This is a genomic window from Micromonospora qiuiae (assembly GCF_016863555.1).
Taxonomy (GTDB): domain Bacteria; phylum Actinomycetota; class Actinomycetes; order Mycobacteriales; family Micromonosporaceae; genus Micromonospora; species Micromonospora qiuiae.
Window position 1 is genome coordinate 21,589 of the sequence record NZ_BOPC01000009.1, and the last position, 25,706, is coordinate 47,294.

A 25,706-nucleotide genomic window follows, 5' to 3' on the forward strand; every position below is an offset into this window, starting at 1 on the left:
CCCCGTGTCGTATGCCGCGGTCAGGGCTTGGTGCTGCCCGGTCCGACCCATTCGGTGCCGCCCGGCCCGACCCACTCGCTGCCGTCCTTGCCACCGCCACCACCGGAGCCGGCCTGCTCGCTGACGATGCCCTGCGCCTGGAGCGCGGCCAGCGTCGCGGCGTCGACGTCCACGGAGTCACCGGCCAGGTGGGTGACGCCGTTGCCGTCGGTCCACTCCTTCTGCAGCATGACGTAGACCATGAAACTGTCCCCCTGATCAGTAATCGACGATCGGCTGCCTGAATCTAGCCGTTCCTGCGCGTTCGGTGGAGGCTGGTGCAGTGTCCACAAGCCAACAGCCCGGTACCCGACACTGCGCTGGTCAGGGATACTCACCTCGGCATCTGTGGACGTGGGGCCCGGACAGTGGAGGGTGTCATCGCCGCGCGATGTGACCGCTGTGGACGCACCGCCGCCGACGGCGACCGCTTTTGCGGTGGCTGCGGGGCGGAGCTCGGCTCGGTCTGCCCGCACTGTCTGCGGCCGCTCGCCGCGGACGTGGCCTTCTGCACCGCCTGCGGCACTGCCCGGCCGGGCAGTGGCCGACCGGTGGCCATTCCCCAGGAGGACCGCCGCCGGGTCAGCGTGCTCTTCGTCGACCTGATCGACTTCACCCCGTACGTCGAACGGGCCGACCCGGAGCTGGTCCGGGGCATGCAGACCGGTTTCTTCTCGGCGGCCCGGCGGGTGGTCGGGCAGTACGGCGGGGTGGTCGAGAAGTACATCGGCGACGCGGTGATGGCGCTGTTCGGCGCGCCGGTGGCCACCGAGACCGACGCGCTGCGCTGCGTACGGGCCGGGCTGGAGCTGCAACGGGTGCTGACCCGGTTCACCCCCACCGGCACCGACGGGCTGCGTTTCCGGGTCGGCGTGGCCACCGGTGAGGCGTTGGTGGACGTGGCCGCCGCGCGGGACGGCGGGCAGGCGATCGTCGCCGGCGACGTGGTGAACACCGCCTCCCGGTTGCAGTCCGTGGCGCCGCCCGGCGGGGTGCTGGTCGACGGCGCTACGCACGCGCTGACCCGGGACACCATCCGGTACGACGAGCAACCCCCGGTCACCCTGCGGGGCCGATCGGCGCCGACCGAGGTGTGGCTGGCCCTGTCCGCGGTGCGCCAGCAGCACACCGACCGGGAGCCGGACACCACCCCGCTGATCGACCGCGAGCATGAGCTGGGCATGCTGGTCAACGCCCTGCACCGCAGCCTGCGCGACCGCCGGCCGCAGGTGGTGACCGTCTTCGGCCGGGCCGGCATCGGTAAGAGCCGGCTGGTCCGCGAGCTGCACCGGCACACCGGCCGGCTGGTCGACGAGCCGCTGACCTGGCGCACCGGGCGGTGCCCGCCGTTCGGCGAGAACGTCACGTTCGCCGCGCTGGCCGACGTCGTGAAGGCCGAGGCGGGCATCCTGGACACCGATCCGGCCACCAGTGCCGCGCAGCGGCTCACCACGGCCGTCGGCGAGTTGGTCGGCCCCGGCGAACGGGACCGGGTGGCCGATGCGCTGCGTCCGCTGGTCGGCCTACCCGGCGCATCGCTGCCCGCTGAGGAGGCGGAGTCGGCGTGGCGGCGGTTCCTGCTGGCCCTGGCGGCCCGCCGCCCCACCGTGCTGGTCTTCGAGGACCTGCACTGGGCCGACGACGCGATGCTGCGGTTCGTGGAGCTGCTCGGCGCGGCCGCCCGGGACGTACCGCTGCTGCTGCTGTGCACCGCGCGTCCGGAGCTGGTCGATCGGGTTCCGAGCTGGGCCGGCACCATCACCGGCTCGGTGACCATAACGCTGCCCCCGCTGCGGGACACCGGCATCGCCGCCCTCTACGCGCACATGTTCGGTCAGGCCGCCTTCTCCGCCGACCTGCTGACCCCGCTGATCGAGGTGGCCGGCGGCAACCCGCTCTACGCCCACGAGTACGTCCGGATGCTGATCGAGCAGGGTGCGCTGCGCCAGTCCAGGCGGGGCTGGTCGCTGGAGAAGCAGCTGGACCTGCCGATGCCGGAGAGCGTGCACGCGGTCATCGCCAACCGGGTCGACCTGCTCGATGTCAAGGAGCGGGCGGTGCTGCTGGCCGCGGCGGTGGTCGGGGTGCAGTTCTGGCCCGGCGCGGTGGCCGCCGCGATCGGGCAGCCGGTCGAGTCCGTGGAGCGCGCGCTGCGCCGGTTGGAGCAACGGGACTTCGTCCACGAGCAGGCCGCGTCCAGCATGGCCGGGCAGCCGGAGTACCGGTTTCGGCACGTGCTGGTGCGTGACGTGTGCTATCAGCGACTGCCGCGTACCGAGCGGGTGGCCCAGCACGAGCGCACGGCCGACTGGCTGGACACGCTGTCGCAGAGCCGCGACACCGACCTGGCCGAGGTGCTGGCCCACCACCGCTGGGCGGCGCACGAGATCGCCCGGTCGCTGGGCATGGCGACCGGCCGCTACGCCGGGCCGGCGCGGGCCGCGCTGCACCGGGCGGCACGGCGGGCGTACGCGCTGCACGGGCTGGACGCGGCGGCCGGTCACGCCGGTCGGGCGCTCGGCCTGGCCGACGAGACCGACCCGGTGGGCCGGCTCCAGTTGGAGCTGCTCAGCACGGAGATTTCGTTCTACCGCGACGGCAACGCGTTCCTCTCCGGTGGCGGGCCGGAGCAGCTGCGGACGCTGGCCGGCCGGTTGCTGGCCTACGGCGACGAGGCGTGCGCGGCCCGGGCCTGGACGCTGCTCGGCCAGGCGGCCTGGCTGCGGGCTGACCGGCAGGCCGCGCTGGCCTGCCTGGATCGGGCCGTGCAGCTGTTCGAGCCGTTGCCGGACAGCGCGCAGAAGGCGGACGCCTACGCCGAGCTGGGCCGGTTGCACATGCTCAACTACGAGCGGGATCCGGCGGTGGCCGCGGCGGACACCGCCGTCGAGATCGCCGAGCGGCTGGGGTTGACCGAGACCGGGACCAACGCCCGGATCACCGCGGCCACCGCCCGCTACCAGGCCGGCGACCGGGCCGGCCTGGACGAGCTGTACCGCATCGTGGAGTTCGCCCGGGAGCGCCAGCTGCTGGCGCTGCCCCGGGCCACCCAGAACCTGTCGTACGCGATCTGCGAGGAGGGTGACGCGCTGCGCGCCGACGCGCTGCTGTCGGCCGCCCCGGCCCGGACCGCGAGTGGGCAGACGTTGACCACCAGCTACTCGGCCGAGGCGCTGCGGTCCTGGTTCGCGGGGGACTTCGGCCGCTTCCTGGCCGCCGCCGACGCGTTCGTGGACACTCCGACCGGCAGCTGGGACATGCAGGTACGCGGCCTGCGTGCGGTTCTGCTGGTGCTGCGCGGCCAGCCGGTGCCGTCGGCCGCTGCCGGGCGCGACGACGTGGCCGACGCGTTGGACACCGCCCGGCGCAGCGGCTTCCACCGGGTGCACTGGACGATGCTGGCGATGGGCGCGCTCTGCCGCGCCCTGCAGGGGCGTACCGACGAGGCCGCCGCCCTGCTCGACGAACTGGCCGAGGCGTGGAGCGCGGTGCCGGCACTGGCCAGCGGCGAGTGGATCGCCGCCGCCAGCTGGGCGGCGACCCTCGCCGGACGTAAACCGGCCGCCCGGGTCCGCGCCATGCTCGACCAGGTCGGCCACCGTACGCCCTGGTCGGAGGCGGCGCTGCGGACCGTGACCGGCGCGCTGGCCGGGGCCGACGGCGATCACCGACACGCCGCCGATCTGTTCCTGGCCGCCGCCGAGACCTATGCCGGGATTCCCTCCCTGACCGACCGGGTGCTGGCGCTGACCCTCGCGGCCCGGGAACAGGACTGCGCTGGCGATCCGTCCCGGGCCGACGCGCTGTTGACCGAGGTCCGCGCTTTCGCGCACCGCAACGCCGCGCCCGGCCTGCTCGCCGTGGCCCACCCACCCACCGGCGTCCAGCCGCTCGCCGGCTGACGGAACCGCCCCGGCACCGGCTCTGGTGCCCGAGCGAACTCGCCACCAAAAGCACCTTCGGACACACCGGCTTCACCGGCACCTTCCTGCTCGTCGACCCCGCCCGCAAACTGGTCCTGGTCCTGCTCACCAACCGCGCCCACCCCAACTGGAGCTGGGCCAACCCCGGCCCCGTCCGCGTCGCCGTGGCCAACCTGCTCACCTGATCAGCGGCCGGCGCGAAGGGCGGCGACCGGGTGCCTTGCGTACGCCGCGCCACAAGGCACTCCCCGAACCCGCCTCGGACGTGTCACGATTCAGAGCACGGCGCGCGGGGCGCGCCGACGGGGCTGGACGCGGGGCGCGCGCGCCGGCGGCGCGATGAGGAGGGTGGTCCGGTGTCAGCGGGTGGGGCCCGCCGGGGACGGCGGGACAACGGGCTCGACGCGAGCGAGTACGCCGTCGCCGGTGATGTCGACCCGCGGGTCGGCGAGCACCTGCTCGACGTGCTGGCCGCCGGCGGCATCGCCGCCTATCTGCAACCCTCGGCGGATCTGAACCCGGTCACCCGCACCACCACGGTCCCGGCCCGTCCGGTCGACCGGCTCTACGTGGATCGATCGCACCTGAGCACCGCCCGCGACTACCTCAGCCAACTGGCCGAGGAGACTGGTTCCGGGCGAACCGGCGAGGAACCGGACATCGACGCCGAGTGGGCCCGCATCGTCGCTGGTTTCCACGCCTCGCCCGGCCCGGGCGAACATCCCTGGCCTGCGGCGGAGGACGTGGACGACCCGGCCGATCGGGGCGGCGGCACGGCCACCGCGCCCCGGCCCGGTGCCGATGCCTCCCGCCCGGGCGGGGACGAGCCGGCCGGGCCGACCGCGACCGACGTGCGCCGCCTGCCGTACGCGGCCGACATCTCCGGTGTCTCGGTGGGGCGCGGCCCCCGCGACGGTGACGGGCCGTCGCTGCTGGACGGCCTGGACACTTTCGGCACCGACCTGCCCGACGACCCCGACGCCCAGGAGCGCTACGTCCCACCGCCGCCCCCGCCACTGCCCCGGCTGTCGAAGTACGCGGTGGCCGGTGTGCTCGCCGTGCTGGTCGGGTTCGTGCTGTTCCTCTTCCCCGGGCTGCTTCCCGCGGACCGGGGCGTGGTGACGCTGCTCGGCTTCACCGGCATCCTCGCCGGCTTCGTCACGCTGGTGTGGCGGCTACGCCCCGGCGACGAGGAACGCGACCCCGACGACGGGGCGGTCGTCTGAGCCGCCGCACAGCGTAGCCGTCCGGATACCGGGACGGGACCTGCCCGTACGAGCGAACGTAACAGTGGTGTAACTTACTGTCAGTAGGAATAGCGCAGCACGTCACATCCCCCGTCGACTGCCCGGTTGTTCCTTCCTCGCGGCGGTCACACCCCTGCTGATCGGAATGCCCGAGATGCGAGAGAGTTCCCTCGTGGTGGTGGCGAACCGCCTACCCATCGACGACAGCGTGGCGCCGGACGGCGCCTGCGAATGGCGCCGCACCCCTGGTGGGCTGGTGAGCGCCCTGCATCCCCTGCTGAGACACACCCCGGCGACCTGGGTCGGCTGGGCCGGCGGGACCGGTCCGGCTCCCGACCTGCCCGACGTCGACGGCGTCCGGATGCGCAGCGTGCCACTGACCGGCGACGACCTGCGCGACCACTACGAGGGTTTCGCCAACGCGACGCTCTGGCCGATCTACCACGACGCCGTGGAGCAACCGGAGCACCACCGGCGCTGGTGGGACGCGTACCAGCGGGTCAACCAGCGGTTCGCCGAGGCGACCGCGCAGGTGGCCGAGGCCGGCGCGGTCGTCTGGGTGCAGGACTACCACCTGCAGCTGGTGCCGGGGCTGCTCCGCGACCTGCGCCCCGACCTGCGCATCGGGTTTTTCCTGCACGTGCCGTTCCCACCGCCGGAGCTGTTCATGCAGCTGCCCCGCCGGGCCGAGCTGCTGCGCGGGATGCTCGGCGCGGACCTGGTCGGTTTCCAGCGGGCCCAGGCCGCGCACAACTTCGCCCAGCTGGTGACGAAGGTGCTGGGGCTGCCGGCCACCGACCGGCGGATCGCGGTTGACGACGACCGGATCGTGCGCATCGGGGCGTTCCCGGTCTCCATCGACAGCGCCGAGATGTCCGCGTTGGCCGCCCGGGCGGACGTGGTCGAGCGGGCCCGCCGGCTGCGCCACGATCTCGGCGGCCCCGACCAGGTGATCCTCAGCGTCGACCGGATGGATTACACCAAGGGCATCGAGCAGCGCCTCAAGGCCTACAGCGAACTGCTCGAAGGCGGGCACGTCAAGGTCCGCGACACGGTGTTGGTGCAGGTGGCGGTGCCCAGCCGGGAGCGGGTCGGCCAGTACCAAATCCTGCGGGACCGGGTCGAGCGGGAGGTCGGGCGGATCAACGGGGAGTTCGGCCGGGTCGGCGAGCCGGCGATCCACTACCTCACCCAGCCCTTCGACCGCGCCGAGTTGGCCGCCCTCTACCGGGTCGCCGACGTGATGGCGGTGACGCCGCTGCGCGACGGGATGAACCTGGTCGCCAAGGAGTACGTCGCCGCCCGGGTGGACGACGACGGCGCCCTGCTGCTCAGCGAATTCGCTGGCGCTGCCGCCGAGCTGCCGCAGGCGTACCTGGTCAACCCGCACGACCTGGAAGGGCTCAAGCAGGGGCTGCTCGCCGCGTTGCGGGCCGAACCGGCCGACGTGCGGGCGCGAATGCGGGCCATGCGCGAGCAGCTACGCGAGCACGACATCCACGCCTGGGCCCGTTCCTACCTGTCCGCGCTGGATCAGGGCGGCTCCCTGCTCACCCGGCTCGGCGGCTGACCGCCACCGGCCGGGTCAGGGCGCCTCGGGCCGGGTCACGGCGCTTCGCCGCGGGTCGGGTCCTTGACCAGCCAGTCGAGGATGGCGTCGATCGGCTCCCGCCATCGGGCGTCGAGCATCAGGTCGTGCCCCATGCCGGGGAAGAGCAGCGGCGCCGAGCCGTAGCGCCGGGCCGCGCGGGTCAGTGCCGACGCGGGCACCACCCGGTCGTCCGGGCTGCCCAGCACCAGCACCGGCGGCCGGCCCACCGCCGGCTCCGGGTCGGCGCCGGTGAGCAGCTGCCACTGGGCCCGCCGGGCGGCCCGGCCGAGCCGGGCCGCGTGCCGCCGGGCGTCGGCGTCGGCCGTCTCGCGGCTGAACAGTTGCCGGCGGCTCAGGCGCAGCCCGCCGCCGAACACCGCCGGCAGGGTGCCGAGCGGGTTGCGGCGCAGCGCGGCACCGAACGTCGCCCAGCCGCCGAGCACCGGCGCGACCAGCACCGCTGCCCGGGCCGGGTAACGGGCCAGGGCGTGCGCGACCACCAGAGCCCCGGCACCGTGCCCCACCAGCACCGCCTGGCGCGGCAGGCCCGCGGCCACCTGGACCACGTCGTGCGCGTACGCCCGCAGCGTCGCCTCCGGCGCCGGCTCGCTGCCGCCGTGCCCGCGCAGGCTCACCGCGTACGCCGGGAAGCCCCGGGCGGCCGTGTGCCCGAGCCAGTGCTCGGCGTACGCCCAGGCGCCGTGCCCGAAGCCGGGTACGAACAGCAGCGGCGGCTGTCCCTCCTCCAGCTCGGGCAGGACGCTGAGCACCTCGCGCCGGACCGGGCGCACCGGCCGGGCCCACTCCCAGCCCCGTACCACCCGCACCCGCTCACCGTTCACTTGGTGCCCTCCAGGTCGTGCAGCGCACGCTGCAGCGCGCGCAGGTAGTCGACGTGGCCGACCTCGAACCAGTGCCGGGTCGAGTCCTTGACCGGCCCCGAGTAACGCTCGCCGGCGCCGGAGCGGACCCGGGCGGCGAAGGCGGCGGCCCGCTCCGGCCGGGTGGCGCGCAACCGCAGCAGCCGGGCGAAGAGCACGGCCTGCCAGTGCGCCAGGGGGAACAGGCCCGAGTCCGGCTGGAGCAGACCGGCCACCGCGAGCGTGGGATGGTCCGGCACGAAGGCGTTGAGCCACAGCCGGGGCCGGCCCACACCCTCGTCGTCGCCGAGGATCTTCGCGTCGAGGAACTCGAAGCGCGGCAGGTAGCCGGTGGCGAAGACGACCAGTTCCGGATCGATCCGCCGGCCGTCGGTCAGCTCCACCGAGTGGGGCTGGAACCCCGCGACGTCCGGCACCGGGGTGATCGCCCCGTGCCCGAGGTAGTAGACGAGTTGGCTGTTGGCGATCGGGTGTGTCTCGTACACCCGGTGGTCGGGCTCGGGCAGGCCGAACCGGGTCAGGTCGCCGACGGCCAGCCGCAGCATCCGGTGGTAGAGCCACTGCCGCACCCGCAGCGGCACCCGCAACGCCAGCAGCGTGTCGTTGACCTGGTCGGCCGGGCGGCCGAGCATGTACTTCGGGGCGTACCAGTAGCCTCGGCGGGTGGAGTGCCAGCAGCGGGAGGCCTGCTGCGCGGCCTCCACCGCGATGTCGCAGCCGGTGTTGCCGGCGCCCACCACCAACACCCGCTTGCCGCGCAACTGCGCTGGGTCCTTGTAGGACGAGGCGTGCATGACCTCGCCCCGGAACTGCTCCAGCCCCTCGTAGCGGGGCAGCTTCGGCGACCAGTTGTGCCCGTTGGCGATCAGCACGGCGGCGTACCGGGAGGTGCGTTCGGGGCCGTAGCCGCCGGTGCTGCGGGTGGTCACGTCCCACCGGTCGTCTCCGACCGGCTCGACGCGCACCACCTCGGTGCCGAACCAGATGTGCCGGCGCAGGTCGAAGTGGTCGGCGTACCGCTCGAAATAGGACAGCAGCCGGCTGTGGTGCGGGTAGTCCGGCCAGTCGTCGGGCATCGGGAAGTCGGGGAACTGGGTGAACGGCCGCGACGAGATCAGGTGGGTGCTGGCGTACACCGGGCTGCGGTCGTGCCGCCAGTTCCAGGCGCCACCGACGCCGGTCTCCCGCTCGTAGCAGTCGACGCCGAAGCCGTGCTCGGTGAGGTTCTTGATCGCGGTCAGGCCACTGGCTCCGGCGCCGATGACGCAGACGGTGTCGCCCCGGTCGGAGACCGGGCGGCCGTCGCGGCTGTGGGCGAGCGTGGTCGTCTCGGGGTCGGACCGTCCGTGCTCGGTGGGGGTGGGCACCGGGGATCTCCTTCGTCTCGGCACGAGTGCCGGGTCGGGCGAAATCCTTCCGACAACGGCGCGGGATGTCCAGCCCGGTGACCGGCGGGTCGTCAGCCGTCGGTGGGCAGCAGCAGGTCGACCAGGACCGGGAAGTGGTCGCTGGCCCGGCGGGTCAGCGGCGTGTCCAGCACGTCGTAGTCGACGACCGTGATCCGGGGGTCGACGAAGAACGCGTCGATGCGCCGCCGGGGATCGGCGCAGGAGTAGGTGAACCGGTCGGCCCGGTCGGCCGCCACCGCCGCGTCGGTCAGCCCTCGGGCGACGACAGCCCAGACCGGTGTGCCCGGCTCCTCGTTGAGGTCGGCCGCGGCGATCACCGGGTGGGCCGCCGCTTCCAGGTCGCGTTTGAACAGTTCGGCCTGGCAGGGCCGCTCGGCCGGGTCGGTGGACAGGTGCGAGCCGGCCACCGTGAACCGCGCCGCGCCGCCCACCACACAGTCGGCGTACGCGGCACCGCGCAGGTGCCGGCCCGGTGTGAGCGGGAAGCGCCGGCACCGGGTGCCGGTCACCCGCACCCGCAGGCTGGTCAGCAGCAGGTTGCCCAGCGACGGCAGTCCACCGGCGGCGACCACCAGGCCGAAGGAGGCGGCCAACGCGGCCGACTTCGTCCGCCACCGGAACCGGCGCGGTCCCTCCTGGACGATCATCACGTCCGGCGAGGCCCCGCGGACCACCTCGGCCAGCGCGGCGGTGTCGTCGCGCTGGCCGTGCACGTTGTAGGACAGCACCCGCAACGACACGCCGGGGTGGGTCACCTCTACAACCGCCGGGCCAGGTCGGCCGCGCCGATCACTCCGGCGGAGTTGCCCAACTCGGCCGGGCGGATCTCGGCCACCGGCAGCCGGCAGCGCTGGGCGAGCGCCTCGGTGAACGACCGGCGAGTCGGGCCCATCAGCAACTCGCCGGCGTCGATCACGCCACCGCCGACGACCAGGACCTGCGGGTCGAGGATCTGCGCCATGTCCGCCAGGCTGGTGCCGAGCCAGCGCCCGACCTGGGCGAACGCCTCGGCGGAGACCGGGTCGCCACCCTTGGCCGCGGCCGTCACCATGGGCCCGGTGATCGCCTCGGCCTCGCCGTCGGCCAGCGCCAGCAGCGCGGTGGCCCGGTGCGGTTCCTGCCGGGCGGCGGCGCGGGCGAAGCGGACCAGGGCGCTGCCGCTGGCGTACTGCTCGATGCAGCCGAGCCGGCCGCAGCCGCACTGGTGCCCGTCCGGGACGGTGAGCATGTGACCCAGTTCGGCCGCGATGCCGTTGGCCCCCCGGACCAGTTCGCCGCCGAGCACGATGCCACCGCCGACGCCGGTGCCGATGGTGAACATGACCATCGAGTCGTCGGCGTGCCGGGCGGCGCCGTAGCGGAACTCCGCCCAGGCGGCCACGTTGCCGTCGTTCTCGACGATGACCGGCAGCCCGACGGCGGCGCTGACGTACTCCCGCAACGGCTCGTCCCGCCAGGCGAGGTTCGGCGCGAAAAGCACCGTTGAGCGACTGGCGTCGATCCAGCCGGCCGCGCCGATACCGACCGCCCGGATCTCGTGCCCGGTGGCCAGATCGGTGACCAGCTCGATGATGACGTCGCGGGTCTTGCCCACGTCATCGGCGGGGGTGTCCCGGCGGGTCTGCACGAGAACGTTGCCGGTGTCGTCGACGACACCGCCAGCCACCTTCGTGCCACCCACGTCGACTCCGATGGTCAGCGTCACCGCTGCCACTCCCCTCTGCTGTGCCACCCGCGGCGCACCGGCTCCGGCCGGTGCCGCGGGTCGTCCGTGGTCAGGCTCCGTCGCCTGGTGGGCCCTGCTGCCCGGTGCCGGGCAGCACCGGCCCGTCCGGCGCGGGTTCGCTCTCCGGTACGGGCTCGCCGTCGGGCACCCGCGCGGCGGGCACCACCTGGCGCCCGGCCGGCGTGACCGGCCCGGCGGCGTCGACGGGCGCGGCGGGGTTCTCCGGCGACCGGGTCGCGGCCGACCAGACGTCCCGCTCCGGTGCCGGCTGAGAATCATGCCCGGTACGGGTCGCCTCGCGCCAGACGTGGTCGCTGTCCGGTCCCGTGGCGGGGTCGTCTGAGGGCTCGCCGGGACCGGTCGAGGGGCCCTCGGCGGCGTTCTGTGCGGCGGGCTCGGCGGGGGCGAAGGCGCGCAGGAAGCTCGCGAGCCCGGCGGCCAGATCGCCGGCACCGGTGGCCAGTCGCTCGGCGAATTCCGGGCTCGGGTCGCGCAGGGCGGCGATCCCCCGGCACACCGGGCAGACACAGCATTCCGCCGTACCGGTGGCGAAACCGGCCCCGGACGAGCCGGTCGACGCCCCGGGAGCACCGCTGTGACCGAGGACACCGGTCACCATCGAGCCGAGCGGTCCCCACCCTCCGGCGTCGCGGCCGGCGGCGGCCAGTCGCACGGTGGCCAGCAGAGTGGCGACCAGCCGCTCCGCCTCTTCTCGGGCGGAGCCCGGATCCGTTGCACCCATGCTGGGCTCCTCTACCCCGGCGACCGGGTCGCCAGACCCGTCACTGCGCCGCACCGGGTGTTTCTACCCGACGCTTGAGCTGCTTCAACGCGGCATCCATGATCATTTTCTCGGCCTTGCGGCGGAACATCCCGAGCATCCCGACCGCGAGCTCCACCTCAAGGGTGTAGGTCACGGTGGTGCCACCATCGGCGTTGGCCGCCAGATCGTACGAGCCACGCTGGGACTTCTGCATCTTCGAGGGAGCCACCAGGTGCCACTCGACGCGGGTCAGATCCTCGGCATAGGAGTACGCGAGCACGTACTCGTCCGCCAGCACACCGGCGTCGAGGACGAATCGCACCTGGCTGGCATAGCCGTCCTCGTACTCCTCGACGACCGTGGCCTCGCGGACCGCGTCGGCCCACTGCGGGTAGCTCGGGAAGTCACAGATGACCGCCGCGACCCGGTCCGGTGCCGCGTCGATGATGATCGACTGGGTGGAGGAGTCCGCCATGTGGGGGAGGCTACCCGTCTGGCGGGTGCCCGCGCTTCACGCCGCCCACCTGCAATGCCGTTCGGCCGATGAGGCGGGTAGGTTTTCGGCAGAAGCCGCCGGTGAGGCGGCCGCGACCCGGCCAGAGTGAGCACGAGGGAGTGCAGGTGCGCGAGTTCTCCGTCCCACCGATCGTCACCGTCGGCGATTCGGCCAACCTCACCGACCCGGTCTGGGAGAACGCCGAGGCCGCGCCGGACGCGGTGCAGTTCACCCGCCGTGACGCGGCGGGCAGCTGGGTGAACGTGACCTGCCGGCAGTTCCGCGACGAGGTGGTGGCGGTCGCCCGCGGTCTGGTGGCCGCCGGCGTGCGGCCCGGTGACCGGGTCGCGCTGATGAGCCGGACCCGCTACGAGTGGACCCTGGTCGACTACGCCATCTGGGCGGCCGGCGCGATCACCGTGCCCATCTACGAAACCTCCAGCGCCGAGCAGGCAGCCTGGATCCTGGCCGACTCCGGCGCGGTGGCCGCCGTGGTGGAGAGCACCGGGCACGCCACCCTGGTGGCCGGCGTCCGCGACCGACTGCCCGACCTGGCCCACGTGTGGCAGATCGACCTGGGCGGCGTCGACGAGGTGATGGCCGCCGGCGCGGCGGTGGAGCCCGCCGAGATCCAGCGGCGACGCGCGGCCCTGCGCTCGTCGGACATCGCCACCATCATCTACACCAGCGGCACCACCGGCCGACCCAAAGGCTGCGTGCTGACCCACCGCAACATGTACGCCGACATCGCCAACGCGGTGCCGGTGCTGCCCAACCTGTTCGGGCCGAACGCGTCGACCCTGCTGTTCCTGCCGCTGGCGCACGCCTTCGCCCGGCTCATCCAGATCGGCGTGGTGCAGGCTCGGGCCACCATGACGCACTGCGCCGACCCCAAGCAGTTGCTCGCCGAGTTGCAGGAGATCAAGCCCACCTTCGTGCTCTCGGTGCCCCGGGTCTTCGAAAAGGTCTACAACGGCGCCAAACAGAAGGCCGAGGCCACCGGCAAGGGCAAGATCTTCGCCCGCGCCGAGGCGGTCGCGATCGCGTACAGCGAGGCGTTGGAGACCTCCGCCGGGCCGGGCCTGGCCCTGCGCGCCCAGCGCGCGCTCTTCGACCGGCTGGTCTACGGCAAGCTGCGGGCCGCGCTCGGCGGCCGGTGCCGCGACGCGATCTCCGGCGGCGCGCCGCTCGGCGCCCGGCTCGGGCACTTCTTCCGCGGTATCGGGGTGACCGTCTACGAGGGGTACGGGCTCACCGAGACCTCCCCGGCCGCCTCGGCGAACCTGCCGGAATTCATCCGGATCGGCACGGTCGGCCGACCGCTGCCCGGCGTGACCATCCGGATCGCCGACGACGGCGAGATCCTCATCTCCGGTGACCTCATCTTCCAGGGGTACTGGCGCAACGAGGAGGCCACCGCCGAGGCGATCACCGCCGACGGCTGGTTCCGCACCGGTGACCTCGGCTCGCTCGACGGGGACGGCTACCTGACCATCACCGGCCGGAAGAAGGAGATCATCGTGACGGCCGCCGGCAAGAACGTCGCCCCGGCGGTGCTGGAGGACCAGGTCCGGGCGCACCGGCTGGTCAGCCAGTGCGTCGTGGTCGGCGACCGGCAGCCGTTCGTCGCCGCGCTGGTCACCCTGGACGAGGAGGCCCTGCCGGCCTGGCTGGCGTCGGTCGGCCTGCCGGCCGACACCGGGATCGAGACGCTGCGCGGGCACGAGGGGCTGCGGGCGGAGATCCAGACCGCCGTCGACCGGGCCAACGCATCGGTCTCCCACGCCGAGGCGATCAAAGTGTTCCGGATCCTGCCCCGGGACTTCACCGAGGCCACCGGCGAGTTGACTCCGTCGCTGAAGGTGAAACGGCATGTCGTGCAGAAGACGTACGCGGCAGAAATCGCCGATATCTACTCCGGCTGACTACCATCCGTCACGTGTCCGCCTCGACCTCGGCCCTGGCCCGCTCCCACCCGCTCGCCGCGGCGGCGCGGGTGGTCGTGCTGGCGCTGATCGCCGTACTGACCCTGCTCGCCACCCACGACCTGGCCCTGCTGTGGTGGATCGCCCTGCTGGCGGTCGCCGGGCTGCCCGCGGCGCTGGCACCGCAGCACCGGCTGATCGGCCCGCTCAGCCGGATGGCCGAGGTGGTCGTGCTCGGCCTGGCGGCGAGCCAGGTCGCCGCCGTCGCCACCATCGGCGGTCACATCGGCGGGCTCGGCGCCCTCGCGGTGCTGCCGTACCTCGCGATCCCGGTGACCGCCACGGCGCTGCGGCGCCGCTTCCGCGAGGGCGCGGTGTTGATCGCGGTCGTCGCCGGCACGCTGCTGGTCGCCGGGGCGCTCACCGAGGTCGGCGGGGTCCCGCAGCTGAGCCAGCCGGGCTACCTCGCGGTCTGCGCCCAGTGGCTGATCCTGGCCGCGCTCGGACTCTCCGCGGCGCGCACCCTGCACCGGGTGATGCTCGTCCGGCACGAGGCCAAACCGCAGCCGTACGCGGAAGCGACCCGGCTGCTGACCCAGCTGCGCACGGTGGCCCGGCAACTGCCCGGTGCGACCCTCGACCCCGGCGGGATCTCCGAGCACCTGCTGGAGGAGTTGCGCACGGTGGCCCGCACCGACCGTGGGGCGGTGCTCTCCGCCAGCGGCGGCGGACGGCTGGTGGTGCTCGCCCAGCTCGGCGCGGACCGGGTGGACTGGGAGACCACGCTCGACGCCGACTCGGCCATCGCCGACGCCTGGGCCAGCCAGCAGCCGCAGACCGCCGCCCGCTCGCAGTCCCGCTCGCACTCCGGCGGGGAGGTGTCGGCGCTGATCGTGCCGCTGGTCGCCGGGGTGCGCACCGTCGGTCTGGTGGTGCTGGAGGCGGACGCCACGCAGGCGTACCCACCATCGGTGGTGGCCCAGGTGACCGGGCTGACCGGCCCGGCGGCGCTGCGCCTGGAGGCCGCCCTGCTCTTCGACGAGGTGCGGTCGCTGGCCACCAACGAGGAGCGGCAGCGGCTGGCCCGCGAGATCCACGACGGGGTGGCGCAGGAACTGGTGATGGTCGGCTACGGGATCGACAACGCCCTGGCCACCGTCTACGACGACGCCGAGGAGACCGCCGAGGCGCTGCGTACGCTGCGCCAGGAGGTCACCCGGGTCATCACCGAGCTGCGGCTGAGCCTGTTCGAGCTGCGCAGCGAGGTCGACCGCCACGGTGGTCTGGCCGCCGCGATCGCCGAGTACGCCCGCACCGTCGGCGCCTCCGGTGGGCTGCGGGTGCACCTGTCGCTGGACGAGTCCACGGCCCGGCTGCCCGCCGCCACCGAAGCCGAGTTGCTGCGCATCGCCCAGGAGGCGGTGACCAACGCCCGCAAGCACGCTGGAGCAGCCAATCTCTGGGTCACCTGCGAGGTGGATCCGCCGTACGCGCAGATCGAAGTGTCGGATGACGGTCACGGCATAGGTGACCAGCGCTCGGATGGGCACTATGGTCTTGCGATCATGGCCGAGAGAGCGGAACGTATCCGGGGCCGGTTGGAGATCAGACCGCGGCAACCCAGCGGCACGACCGTTGCGGTGGTGGTCGGTTCCTCACCCGGGCGGGATAACGTTCGTGGTAGTGCCGCCGCTGCTGTAGAAGGGGAGTAACCCGAGGATGACCACAAGTCCGACACCGGCCACCCGTACCAAGGTCCTCCTGGTCGACGATCACGACTTGATCCGCAAGGGCCTGCGGCACGCCTTCGAGCGCGACCGGCAGTTCGAGGTCGTCGGCGAGGCGGCCACCGCGGCGGAGGGCGTACGGCAGGCCGGCGCGTTGCAGCCGGATGTGGTGATCATGGACTTGCGACTGCCCGACGGCAGTGGCCTGGAGGCCACCCGTGCCCTGCGCAAGTCGAGCGCGTCGATGGGCATCGTGGTGCTCACCATGTACGCCGGCGACGACCAGCTCTTCGGCGCGCTGGAGGCCGGGGCGAGCGCGTTCGTGCCGAAGACCGCCCCCGCCGACGAGGTCGTCGCCGCCGCCCGGCACGCGGCCTCCTCCCCCAGCGCCTTCACCGCCGCCGACCTGGCCGAGGCGATGAAGCGCCGGCTGGCCCCGTCCGGACCCCAGCTCTCCCCCCGCGAGGGTCAGGTGCTGCGGCTGCTCGCCGACGGGATGAGCGTCGCCGGCATCGCCAAGCAGCTGTTCGTCAGCGAGTCGACCGCCAAGACCCACATCTCCAAGCTCTACGAGAAGCTCGGTGCCGCCAACCGGGCCCAGGCTCTGATGACCGCGCTGCGGCTCGGCCTGCTCGAGGCCCCCGACGCACCGAAGTTCTGACGCCACCTGACGTAGTCGCCGACAGAAGATCCGTGCCGGGAACCCACGCGGGCACGGATCTTCTGTCGAAGATCCCCGATCGCGCCCTGGGCGCTATGGCCTCCCGGGCGCAAGCGGGGCAGAATACCCGCCGGGGCACGGACGCCCCGGAAGTATGCGAAGGGGTGGGAGAGCGTTGCAGCGGCCGGACTGGGCACCCGAGACCATCGACGTCGAGCGGCCCAGCGTCGCTCGCATGTACGACTACTACCTCGGCGGTTCGCACAACTTCGCGGTGGACCGCGCGGCAGCCCAGGCGATGGTGGCCGCAGTGCCGGAGGCGCCACTGATGGCCCAGGCCAACCGCGCTTTCCTGCGCCGGGCCGTGCAGTACCTGACCGCCGCCGGCATCCGGCAGTTCCTGGACATCGGCTCGGGCATTCCCACGGTCGGCAACGTCCACGAGATCGCCCAGCGGCACGCCCCCGACTCCCGGGTGGTCTACGTCGACGTGGACCCGGTCGCCGTGGCGCACAGCCGGGAGATCCTGGCCGGCAACGACAGCGCCACCGTCGTGCAGGAGGACCTGCGTCACCCCGAGCGGATCCTCGCCCACCCGGACGTACGCGCAATGATCGACTTCGACCAGCCGGTCGCCGTCCTGGTGGTGGCGGTGCTGCACTTCGTCCCCGACGACGACCGGCCGGCCGAGGTGCTGCGCGCCCTGCGCGCGGCGCTGGCCCCGGGCAGCTACCTGGTGCTCTCCCAGGCCAGCGACGACGGCCGCGACGAGGCCGAGCGGGCCGAGGCCGAGCAGGTCTACCGGCGCACCGACAGTCCGCTCTGGGTCCGCAGCCGGGCCGAGCTGACCGGCTTCTTCGACGGCTTCGAGCTGATCGAACCCGGGGTGGTGTGGGTGCCGCAGTGGCGCCCGGAGACCCCGGAGAGTGCCGAGGACGCCGAGCGGGCGGTGTTCCTGGGCGGCGTCGGGCGGCTCGGTGGGTGAGTCCCCGGAGGCCGCGTCCGGCGGGGCGTTCGCCCGGGCCTGGGCCAAGGCGCTCTGGGGCACCAGCTACCTGCCGATGACCCAGGCCCAGTTGGAAGGGCTGCTGCAGCGGCTCACCGACCTGCTGGCGCAGACGCTGCGGACCGAGCCGCTCGACCTGCGGGTGGGGCACCGGGTCGCCACCGAGCTCGTCGCCGCGCACATCGCCTCCGCCGAGGCGCTCGGCCGCACCCTGGAGGTGATCCAGCTCCGGCTGATCCGCGACCTCGACCTGGCCGGCGACGACGTCTCCGACCGGATGGCCCGGCTGCTGGCGGCCGTCGCCACCGGATACGCCCGGGCGCTGCGCGACCGCACGCTCGACGAGCAGGAGTCGATCCGGCGGGCCGCGATGACCGCCAGGGCCGAGGCGGAACTGGCACTGCGCGCCAGCGAGGCACGCTTCCGGCACCAGGCCACCCACGACCCGCTCACCGACCTACCCAACCGCACGCTCTTCGCCGAACGGCTCGCTGCGGCCGTTGACGCGGCGGCCGGCGGTGGCCGCCGGGTCGGGCTGTGCTTCCTCGACCTGGACCGGTTCAAGCGGATCAACGACTCGTACGGCCACCAGATCGGTGATCGGGCGCTGGTCGCGGCGGCGCGACGGCTGAGCCGCGCCGTGGAGCCGCACCTGGTGGCCCGGCTGGGTGGGGACGCCTTCGTGATCCTGGTCGAGCGGTCCACCGGCACCGGGGACGTGGTCGCCGTCGCCGAGGCGGCGCTGGCCGCCCTCGCCGAGCCGGTGCTGGTCGACGGGCACGACGTCACGATCACCGGGAGCGTCGGCATCGTGGAACGCCGGGCCGCCGACAGCTCACCGGACGACCTGATGCGGGCCGCGGGCAGCACACTGAACTGGGCCAAGACCGCCGGCGGCGCCCGGTGGGCCCTGTACGACGCCGAGCGCGACGACCAGGAACAGGCCCGTCAGGCGTTGAGCGCGGCGATCCCCACCGGCCTGGAACGCGGCGAGTTCTTCCTCGACTACCAGCCGCTGGCGTCGCTGCACGACGGTTCGCTGCTCGGGGTCGAGGCGCTGGTGCGTTGGCGTCACCCACAGCTGGGTGTGCTGCGTCCCGACACCTTCATCGGGCTGGCCGAGGAGACCGGGCTGATCGTGCCGCTGGGCGGCTGGGTACTCGCCGAAGCGTGCCGGGAGGCGGTCGGCTGGACGGCCGCCACGACGCGCCCGCCGTACGTCAGCGTCAACCTCGCGGTCCGCCAGGTCCGCCGGCCCGGCCTGGTGCAGGAGGTACGCGCGCTGCTGCGGCGCACCGGCCTGCCACCGGACCGGCTCCAGCTGGAGATCACCGAGAGCACCATGATGAGCGGCGCCGAGGAGCCGGTGCGTGCCCTGCGGACCCTGGCCGACCTGGGCGTCCGCATCGCCATCGATGACTTCGGCACCGGCTACAGCAACCTGGCGTACCTGCGGGACCTGCCGGTGACCGAGCTGAAGGTGGCCGGCGAGTTCGTCCGCGGCCTGCGTGCCCCGGAAGCCGCCGACGAGCGGATCCTCGCCTCGCTGGTCTCCCTGGCCCACGCCCTGAACCTGACCGTCACCGCCGAGGGGGTGGAGACCGGCGGGCAGGCCGACCGGCTGCGTGCGATCGGCTGCGACGCCGGCCAGGGCTGGCACTTCGGCCGCCCCGCCCCCGCCGAAAACATCCTCGCCCGGGTGAAAGAAGGGGCCCCCTGTTAACGCCTGGTGTATAGGAGGGGCCCCCTTCTAACACCTGAGCCGGCGAGCCGCCGACGGGCAGTGGCTCAGCCGGTCAGGAGGGCGGCCAGTCGCTGCGCCTGGGTCTCCCAGCGCCACTCCCGCTCCACCCAGGCACGGCCAGCCGCACCGAACTGCCGAGCCAGGTCCCGGTCGGCGAGCAGGGTGGCCACCCGGTCGGCGAGCTGCCCGAGGTCACGGCCATCCACCACGTACCCGGTCTCCCCCTCCCGCACCGCGTCGGGCGCGCCGCCGGAGTCGCCGGCCACCACCGGTAGGCCGGTCGACGACGCCTCCAGGTAGACGATGCCGAGCCCTTCGACGTCCAGGCCCCGGTTGCGGGTCCGGCACGGCATCGCGTACACGTCGCCGGCCGCGTAGTGGGCGGGCAACTCGGCCGACGGTACCGATCCGGTGAACACCACGTCCCGCTCGACCCCGACCTGACGGGCCAGCCGGGCCAGGGTGGCCCGGTACGGACCGCCGCCGACCACCAGCAGCGCGGCGTCGGGCACCCGGCGGCGGATCAGCGGCATCGCCCGGATCAGCATGTCCTGGCCCTTGCGCGGCACCAGGCGGGAGACGCAGACCACCACCGGACGATCGGCCAGCCCCAACCGGCGCCGCACGGCGGCACCGTCGACGCCCGGGTGGTAGAGGTCGGTGTCCACGCCGGGGGCGAGGCGATGTAGCTCGGTCACCCCGTCCAGCGCCCGCGCCAGCCGGGTGCGGGTGTACTCCCCCAGGTAAGTGACGACGTCCGTGCCCCGACCGATGCGTTGCAGCGCGGCCCGGGCCACCGGCAGCGCCGCCCACCCCACCTCGTGCCCGTGGGTGAGGGCGACCACCCGCCGGATCCCGGCCCGGCGGCGCAACCCGGTGGCGAGCAGGCCGAGCGGGGCCGCCGCGCCGAACCAGACCGCGTCGCAGTCGTACGCGCGGGCCAGCCGGGCGGCGCGGCGGGCCACCAGCGGCGTGGGCAGCAGCATCCGGGTACGCTCGCGGACCACTTCGAAGGGCTGGTCGGCGTCGAACTTGTCGGCGCCGTGCCAGCTCGACGCGTAGACCACTACCGAGCCGGCCGGCTGGCGTACCGCGAGGTTGTGCACGAACGACTGGATGCCGCCGGGGCGGGGTGGAAAGTCGTTCGTCACCAGCAAGGTGCGGCTCATGCCGGCGCTCCGCTGCCGCCACGAGGCACCACCGCGCCGAGCTGAGGATTCGCTCGCTGACGCTCACTCATGGGACGGCCTTTCTGGCGTACGCGCGGGCGGCAGCGATCCGCTCGACGGTGGACGGGTGCGAGGCGGAGTAGAGGTACTCCCAGCGGGGCGGGTCCGGGTCGGCGAGGTTGACCGCAGCGAGCCGACGCTGCATCGACTCGAAGGCGGCAGGGTCGCCGGTCAGGGCCAGCGCGTGTGCGTCGGCGCGCGCCTCGACCCGCCGCGACATCAGCGCCTGCACCGGTGTGAGAACCAGCCCCGCCACCGTGACCAGGGCCAGCAGCAGCGGGAACGCCTTCGGTTGGGCCACCGAGTCGAGACCGGCCAGCCGCAGCAGCGGCGGCCAGGAGCCGACCAGGTAGAGCGCGACCACCGCGGCGGCGGCACCCAGTGCGCCGATGAGGGTGCCGACCGGTACGTCCCGATCGCTGGCGTGGCCGAGTTCGTGTGCCACGACCGCCGTCACCTCGGCCGGTGTCGCCTCGCGCAGCAGGTTGTCGTAGACCACGACGCGGCGGGTCGGACCGAGCCCGGAGACGTACGCGTTGACCGCCCGGGTGCGCCGCGAGGCGTCGGCGACCAGCACGTCGCGTACCGGCACGCCGTCGCGGGCGGCCAACTCCATCAGCTGGGTCCGCAACGGTCCCGGCTCCATCGGGCTGAACCGGTTGAACACCGGCTCCACCAGCACCGGCAGCACGAAGGAGAGCAGCACCACCAGCGTCGCCGCGCCGGCCGCGCCGAACGCCCACCACCAGCGGGGCGCCAGCCGGACGACGGTGTAGAAGCCGAGCAGCGCCACCGCCCCGATGACCGCGCTGACCGCGTACGACTTGAGCAGGTCCAGCGCCCAGCCGCTCCAGCCGTTGGTGGCCAGCCCGTAGCGGGTGAGCACGGCATGGCGCCAGGCGGCCAACGGCAGCGTCACCAGGTCGGCGACCAGCACCACGGCCAGCCCGCCGAGGACCGCCTGCGCGATCCAGTGGTCGCCGAAGGGGCGCCCGGCCAGCTCGATCAGGCGGCCGCCCAGCGGGGTCAACCCCAGTGCCAGCGCCACCAGCAGCCCGACGCCGAGCGCCGCCCAGCCGCCGGGACGCAGCGCGGAGCGGAACTGCCGGGCCCGTTCCACCTGGTCGGCGGGCAACTCGCGCAGCGCGGCGAGTTGGTCGGCCCGCGGCGCCGGCGGACGGCTCCACGGGATCAGCACCAGCACCGCCACCAGCACGGCGACGCCGAGACCGGCCAGGGTGAGCAGCGCCCAGCCGCGCGGGCTCACCCCGCCACCTCGCCGCGCCGTTGCCCCGTCATGCCGCTGCTCCTCCCGCCCGCGCGCGCCCATCCTAGTTGTCCGCCCCGGGCCACTCCGGGCCACTCCGGGCCACTCCGCGCCGCTCCGCGCCACCCCGCGCCGCTCCGCGCCACCCCGCGCCGCTCCGGGCCGCCCCCACACCTCACACAGCCCCGCGCATGTCTCACACCGCCCCGCGCGCGCCTCACACAGCCCCGCACATGTCTCACACCGGCCCCGCGCCACTCCGCACCGCCTTACGCCATCCCGCACCACCCCGCGCCACCTGGGTTCCTCGGCTCTTCCGGCACCTCGGGCCGGCGGCCCGTGGATTCAACCCGTGATCGTTGGCAGTTCAGCTGTTGTCTTCCTCGGCGTGTCGTGTCGCTCAGCTGCCAACGATCGAGCGGGGGCGCGGTGACCGGGGAGCGCGGTGAACGGGGGGACCGATCAGGAGCGGGACAGCCGGCGCAGCAGCGAGTCGGCGCCCAGCGGGTAGGCGCCGTGCCGGCGTACCCCGTCGGCGACCTCGCGGTCGGAGGAGACCACCACCACCGGGCGGCCCGGCGGCTCGGCGCGGACCAGGCGGCGGATCAGCTCGTCGGCGGTCTCCCCCTTGCGGGAAAACAGCACCCTGACCCCGCGCGGGGTGGGCGGCAGCCCGTGGATGCGTTCGGCGCCGTCGAAGACCACGGTGATTTCGTCCCCGGTCTGCGCGGCGATCCCGCCGAGGCCGGTGATCAACCGCTTGCGCTGCTGTTCCAGCGACATCTCGCCGAAACCCCGCTTGGTGACGTTGTAGCCGTCGACCATCAGGTGGGCCCGGGGCAGGGCGAGCAGTTGGTCGAGCCGGGCCGGGTCGTCGGTGTCCCGGGCCCGGGTCGCGGCACCGGCCGCGGTGGCCGTCGTGGAGTCGGCGAAGGCATCCGCGACATAGTCGGCGGGCAGGCGGTCCACCGGGTCCAGCGCCAGTTCGCGGCGGAGCCCGACGGCGGCCTGGCCGATGGTCTCCAGGAGCAGCCACAGCCGCGCGTCGTCGACCGAGCGGGCCTCCTTCGCGCTGGCCCGGGCAACGGCCGCAGCCGCCTCTGCCTCGGCCAGCCGTGCGCGGATCCGGCGCAGTTCGGCGTCCGCGTCCGCGGCGGCCCGGGTTGCCCGCCCCCGCTCGGTGGCCAGCAGCTCGCTCGTCTTGCGCTCGCGGGCCTGCGTCTCCCGCAGGGTACGGGTCAGCTGCCGGTTCTCCTCCCGCAGCTGGCCCAGCTCCTCGCGGACCCGGGCGAGTTCGTCGCGCAGCTTGTCGGCCTCGACCCGGGCCACTGCTCGGTCGTGCTCGGCCCGGGTGGCCCGCTGCTCGGCCTGGCGGACCAGCTCGGCCACCACCGCACTGTCCGCCTCGGCGCGCACCGCCGCGCCGCTGGCGTCGATCAGATCCCGCCATCCGCGCGGCCGGGCCAGGTAGGCCAGAGCCGCCACCTCGACCGGGTCGGCGACGGCCGGGGCCGTTCCCTCGATCACGGCGGCGCCCAGGTCGCCAGCGTCGGCCAGCACCCGGGCGGTGACCCGCTGCCGGAACAGTGGGTCACCGGCGAGCTGGGCGGCGATCGCCGGTGCACCGAGCCGGGCCCGCCGGTTGGGGGCGAACTTGGCGACCCGGCGCAGCGGCACGGGCAACTCGTCGGCGGGCAGGCCGGGCAGCACAGCGGCGGTGAGCGAGACGATCCGCTGCCGGACCGGCTCGGGCAGGCTCGGCTCCGGCTCCCGCTCGGCGTCCGCCGCACCGCCAGAACCGGCCGCCGCGCCCCCAGAACTCGACGGGTCGCCGGAGCCCGCCGCCGCATCGCCAGAACCGGCCGCCGCATCGCCAGAACCGGCCGCCGGGTCGCCGGAACCCGCCGCCGCGCCGACAGAACCGGCCGCCGGGTCGCGGGGACCGGTCGGTGGGTCGTCGGAACCCGCCGCCACGTCACCAGAACCCGCCGCCGCGCCGACAGAACCGGCCGCCGGGTCGCGGGGATCGGTCGGTGGGTCGGATCGGCCGTCGCTCGCGGATGAGCCCTCATCGGCAGCCGGCACGGCGACGACCTGCTCCTCCTGAGGGAGGTTGTCGTCGGGCGGCTCGGTGAGGGGCATGTGGCAAGTCTCCCACCGCGACCGGGCTCACCGCCTCATGAGTGAGCCGATCTCTCATCCTAGACCCGTGGTGACGGGTGAGGCCGCCGGGACGCAAGTGTCGCACCGGACGGTTAGCGTGCCGCCGATGGCAGGACAGGAATACCTCCAACCAGCGCTGGCCGGGCTCGACCCGGCCGTCGACGGGGTCGACCCGGCGTTGCCGCTGCACGCGACGACCTTCGTCGTGGTCGATCTGGAGACCACCGGGGGCGCCCCGGACGGCGGCGGCATCACCGAGATCGGCGCGGTCAAGGTGCGCGGGGGCGAGGAGTTGGGGGTGCTGGCCACCCTGGTCAACCCCGGGGTGCCGATCCCGCCGTTCATCACCGTGCTGACCGGCATCACCCAGGCGATGCTGCTGCCGGCGCCGCCGATCGAACAGGTGCTGCCGAGTTTCCTGGAATTCCTCACGGACGCCGTGCTGGTGGCCCACAACGCCCCGTACGATGTCGGTTTCCTCAAGGCGGCCTGCGCCCGGCACGGCTACCGCTGGCCGAACCCGAGGGTGCTGGACACCGCGGCGCTGGCCCGGCGGGTGCTGCTGCGCGACGAGGTGCCCAACCGCAAGCTGGCCACCCTCGCCGCCCACTTCCGCGCCGCCACGCAGCCGACCCACCGGGCGCTGGACGACGCCCGGGCCACCGTCGACGTGCTGCACGGGCTGATCGGGCGGCTCGGCGGCCACCGGGTGGACACCGTCGGCGAGGCCATCGAGTTCGCCCGCGCGGTCACCCCGACCCAGCGCCGCAAGCGCCACCTGGCCGACGGCCTGCCCAGATCCCCCGGGGTCTACATCTTCCGGGCCGCCGACGGCCGGCCGCTCTACGTCGGCACCTCCCGGGACATCGCCACCCGGGTACGCAGCTACTTCACGGCGGCGGAGAAGCGCGCCCGGATCTCGGAGATGCTGGCCGCCGCCGAGCGGGTCGAGGCGGTCGAGTGCGCGCACTCACTCGAGGCGGAGGTCCGCGAGCTGCGGCTGATCGGGGCGCACGCGCCGCCGTACAACCGGCGGTCGAAGTTCCCGGAGCGGGTGGTCTGGCTGAAGCTGACCGACGGGCCGTACCCCCGGTTGTCGGTGGTCCGGGAGATCTCCCCCAGCGACCGCGCCTACCTCGGCCCCTTCTCGTCCCGGCGGGCCGCGGAGCTGGCGGCCGCCGGGTTCCACGACGCGGTGCCGCTGCGCCAGTGCACCCACCGGCTGTCGCTGCGCACGGTCACGCCGGCCTGCGCGCTGGCCGAGCTGGGTCGCTGCCCGGCACCGTGCGAGCACCGGATCACCCCCGAGGAGTACGACGCCCGCGCGGTGACCCCGTTCGCCACCGCCGTCACGGGCGACCCCCGACCGGTGGTGGACGCCCTGCTCGCCCGGATCGGGGCGCTGGCCGCCGACCAGCGGTACGAGGAGGCCGCCGTGCTCCGGTCCCGGCTGGCCGCGGTGCTGCGGGCGACCGTACGCATGCAGCGGCTGGCCGCGCTGACCGGGATCGCCGAGCTGGCCGCCGCCCGACCGGCTGCCGGCGGCGGCTGGGAGTTGGCGCTGGTGCGGTACGGCCGGCTGGCCGGGGCGGGGGTTTCTCCGCCCGGGGTCCACCCTCGACCCACGCTGGCCGTCATCCGGGCCACCGCCGAGACGGTGCCGCCCGGCCACGGCCCGATCCCGGCGGCCAGTCCCGAGGAGTCGGAACGAATCCTGTCCTGGTTGGAACGACCGGAGACCAGGTTGGTCGAGATGTCCGCCGGCTGGGCCTCCCCGGTGGCCGGCGCGGCCCGCTTCCGCGACCTGTTGACCAAGGCCGAGAGCGCCGGGTCCCACCAACTCTGGTACGAACGCTCATGAGCAACTGCCCGATCGGACTACCTCCGCTCACTTAGTCTGTTAAGGAAG

Annotated in this window: 19 protein-coding genes and 1 pseudogene; 10 read left to right on the forward strand and 10 right to left on the reverse strand. The window is 73.8% G+C overall.

All coding sequences use genetic code 11. From position 1 onward, the window contains the following. Positions 1 to 20 precede the first annotated feature (20 nt). Positions 21 to 242 carry a hypothetical protein gene (locus Vqi01_RS02725; RefSeq protein ID WP_204032659.1) on the reverse strand — a complete coding sequence of 74 codons (222 nt, stop codon included), beginning with the start codon at positions 240 to 242 and terminating at the stop codon, positions 21 to 23. A 165-nt stretch (positions 243 to 407) separates the two neighbouring features. On the opposite strand from Vqi01_RS02725, the gene Vqi01_RS02730 reads away from it, so the two are divergent. From Vqi01_RS02730 to Vqi01_RS02745, 4 genes and pseudogenes are all read left to right on the forward strand, one after another. Further along, the gene (locus Vqi01_RS02730; protein WP_204032660.1) at positions 408 to 3,941 is read left to right on the forward strand and encodes an ATP-binding protein; all 3,534 of its coding nucleotides are present in this window, start codon (positions 408 to 410) and stop codon (positions 3,939 to 3,941) included. Continuing rightward, positions 3,920 to 4,147: pseudogene (locus tag Vqi01_RS02735) on the forward strand (serine hydrolase); the annotation flags it as partial. The gene Vqi01_RS02730 and the pseudogene Vqi01_RS02735, both read left to right, overlap by 22 nt. A 171-nt stretch (positions 4,148 to 4,318) precedes the next feature. Beyond that, a complete protein-coding gene (locus Vqi01_RS02740; protein ID WP_204032662.1) occupies positions 4,319 to 5,188 on the forward strand; it encodes a DUF308 domain-containing protein in 870 nt (289 codons plus the stop codon). 175 nt (positions 5,189 to 5,363) lie between these two features. Then, positions 5,364 to 6,779, forward strand: coding sequence for an alpha,alpha-trehalose-phosphate synthase (UDP-forming) (locus Vqi01_RS02745; protein ID WP_204032663.1), 1,416 nt, complete (start codon positions 5,364 to 5,366; stop codon positions 6,777 to 6,779). Between the two features lie 35 nt (positions 6,780 to 6,814). On the opposite strand, the gene Vqi01_RS02750 is transcribed toward Vqi01_RS02745, so the two are convergent. From Vqi01_RS02750 to Vqi01_RS02775, 6 genes are all read right to left on the reverse strand, one after another. Further along, entirely contained in the window at positions 6,815 to 7,642 is an 828-nt protein-coding gene (locus tag Vqi01_RS02750) for an alpha/beta hydrolase (RefSeq protein WP_204032665.1), read from the reverse strand. Beyond that, positions 7,639 to 9,048 (reverse strand): flavin-containing monooxygenase, encoded by a 1,410-nt coding sequence (locus Vqi01_RS02755; RefSeq protein WP_204032667.1) that lies wholly within the window; start codon positions 9,046 to 9,048, stop codon positions 7,639 to 7,641. Before Vqi01_RS02755 ends, Vqi01_RS02750 begins: the two co-directional genes overlap by 4 nt. A gap of 92 nt (positions 9,049 to 9,140) precedes the next feature. After that, positions 9,141 to 9,845, reverse strand: coding sequence for an endonuclease/exonuclease/phosphatase family protein (locus Vqi01_RS02760; protein ID WP_204032669.1), 705 nt, complete (start codon positions 9,843 to 9,845; stop codon positions 9,141 to 9,143). Positions 9,846 to 9,847: 2 nt separating this feature from the next. Continuing rightward, positions 9,848 to 10,795: an ROK family glucokinase gene (locus tag Vqi01_RS02765; protein WP_204032675.1), complete on the reverse strand. Its 948-nt coding sequence runs from the start codon at positions 10,793 to 10,795 to the stop codon at positions 9,848 to 9,850. A 70-nt stretch (positions 10,796 to 10,865) separates the two neighbouring features. Next, positions 10,866 to 11,558 (reverse strand): hypothetical protein, encoded by a 693-nt coding sequence (locus Vqi01_RS02770; protein WP_239098133.1) that lies wholly within the window; start codon positions 11,556 to 11,558, stop codon positions 10,866 to 10,868. 40 nt (positions 11,559 to 11,598) lie between these two features. Beyond that, the gene (locus Vqi01_RS02775) at positions 11,599 to 12,054 is read right to left on the reverse strand and encodes an SRPBCC family protein (protein ID WP_204032677.1); all 456 of its coding nucleotides are present in this window, start codon (positions 12,052 to 12,054) and stop codon (positions 11,599 to 11,601) included. 146 nt (positions 12,055 to 12,200) lie between these two features. Here Vqi01_RS02775 and Vqi01_RS02780 point away from each other — a divergent pair, with 146 nt between their 5' ends. From Vqi01_RS02780 to Vqi01_RS02800, 5 genes are all read left to right on the forward strand, one after another. After that, complete coding sequence (locus tag Vqi01_RS02780) at positions 12,201 to 14,000, forward strand: AMP-dependent synthetase/ligase (RefSeq protein ID WP_204032678.1); 1,800 nt, start codon at positions 12,201 to 12,203, stop codon at positions 13,998 to 14,000. 14 nt (positions 14,001 to 14,014) lie between these two features. After that, positions 14,015 to 15,712 (forward strand): sensor histidine kinase, encoded by a 1,698-nt coding sequence (locus Vqi01_RS02785; RefSeq protein ID WP_204032680.1) that lies wholly within the window; start codon positions 14,015 to 14,017, stop codon positions 15,710 to 15,712. A 7-nt stretch (positions 15,713 to 15,719) separates the two neighbouring features. Then, on the forward strand, positions 15,720 to 16,388 hold the full coding sequence (locus Vqi01_RS02790; protein ID WP_007072219.1) for a response regulator transcription factor: 669 nt from the start codon (positions 15,720 to 15,722) through the stop codon (positions 16,386 to 16,388). A gap of 175 nt (positions 16,389 to 16,563) precedes the next feature. Next, on the forward strand, positions 16,564 to 17,373 hold the full coding sequence (locus Vqi01_RS02795) for an SAM-dependent methyltransferase (RefSeq protein ID WP_204032682.1): 810 nt from the start codon (positions 16,564 to 16,566) through the stop codon (positions 17,371 to 17,373). 76 nt (positions 17,374 to 17,449) lie between these two features. Next, positions 17,450 to 19,117: a putative bifunctional diguanylate cyclase/phosphodiesterase gene (locus tag Vqi01_RS02800; protein ID WP_239098141.1), complete on the forward strand. Its 1,668-nt coding sequence runs from the start codon at positions 17,450 to 17,452 to the stop codon at positions 19,115 to 19,117. Positions 19,118 to 19,182: 65 nt separating this feature from the next. Here Vqi01_RS02800 and Vqi01_RS02805 read toward each other — a convergent pair whose 3' ends face one another. From Vqi01_RS02805 to Vqi01_RS02815, 3 genes are all read right to left on the reverse strand, one after another. Next, entirely contained in the window at positions 19,183 to 20,307 is a 1,125-nt protein-coding gene (locus Vqi01_RS02805) for a glycosyltransferase family 4 protein (RefSeq protein WP_204032685.1), read from the reverse strand. 67 nt (positions 20,308 to 20,374) lie between these two features. Next, positions 20,375 to 21,634, reverse strand: a complete 1,260-nt coding sequence (locus tag Vqi01_RS02810) for a M48 family metallopeptidase (RefSeq protein WP_204032687.1) — start codon at positions 21,632 to 21,634, stop codon at positions 20,375 to 20,377. Between the two features lie 462 nt (positions 21,635 to 22,096). Then, the gene (locus tag Vqi01_RS02815) at positions 22,097 to 23,776 is read right to left on the reverse strand and encodes an NYN domain-containing protein (RefSeq protein WP_204032689.1); all 1,680 of its coding nucleotides are present in this window, start codon (positions 23,774 to 23,776) and stop codon (positions 22,097 to 22,099) included. A 127-nt stretch (positions 23,777 to 23,903) separates the two neighbouring features. On the opposite strand from Vqi01_RS02815, the gene Vqi01_RS02820 reads away from it, so the two are divergent. Next, positions 23,904 to 25,658 carry a DEDD exonuclease domain-containing protein gene (locus Vqi01_RS02820; protein ID WP_204032690.1) on the forward strand — a complete coding sequence of 585 codons (1,755 nt, stop codon included), beginning with the start codon at positions 23,904 to 23,906 and terminating at the stop codon, positions 25,656 to 25,658. Positions 25,659 to 25,706 lie beyond the last annotated feature (48 nt).

Bases quoted from the DNA above. Each gene is read 5' to 3' on its own strand.
- Vqi01_RS02725 (WP_204032659.1), bottom strand. From the start codon at position 242: ATGGTCTACGTCATGCTGCAGAAGGAGTGGACCGACGGCAACGGCGTC.
- Vqi01_RS02745 (WP_204032663.1), top strand. From the start codon at position 5,364: ATGCGAGAGAGTTCCCTCGTGGTGGTGGCGAACCGCCTACCCATCGAC.
- Vqi01_RS02770 (WP_239098133.1), bottom strand. From the start codon at position 11,558: ATGGGTGCAACGGATCCGGGCTCCGCCCGAGAAGAGGCGGAGCGGCTG.
- Vqi01_RS02775 (WP_204032677.1), bottom strand. From the start codon at position 12,054: ATGGCGGACTCCTCCACCCAGTCGATCATCATCGACGCGGCACCGGAC.
- Vqi01_RS02790 (WP_007072219.1), top strand. From the start codon at position 15,720: ATGACCACAAGTCCGACACCGGCCACCCGTACCAAGGTCCTCCTGGTC.
- Vqi01_RS02800 (WP_239098141.1), top strand. From the start codon at position 17,450: ATGACCCAGGCCCAGTTGGAAGGGCTGCTGCAGCGGCTCACCGACCTG.
- Vqi01_RS02805 (WP_204032685.1), bottom strand. From the start codon at position 20,307: ATGAGCCGCACCTTGCTGGTGACGAACGACTTTCCACCCCGCCCCGGC.
- Vqi01_RS02815 (WP_204032689.1), bottom strand. From the start codon at position 23,776: ATGCCCCTCACCGAGCCGCCCGACGACAACCTCCCTCAGGAGGAGCAG.
- Vqi01_RS02820 (WP_204032690.1), top strand. From the start codon at position 23,904: ATGGCAGGACAGGAATACCTCCAACCAGCGCTGGCCGGGCTCGACCCG.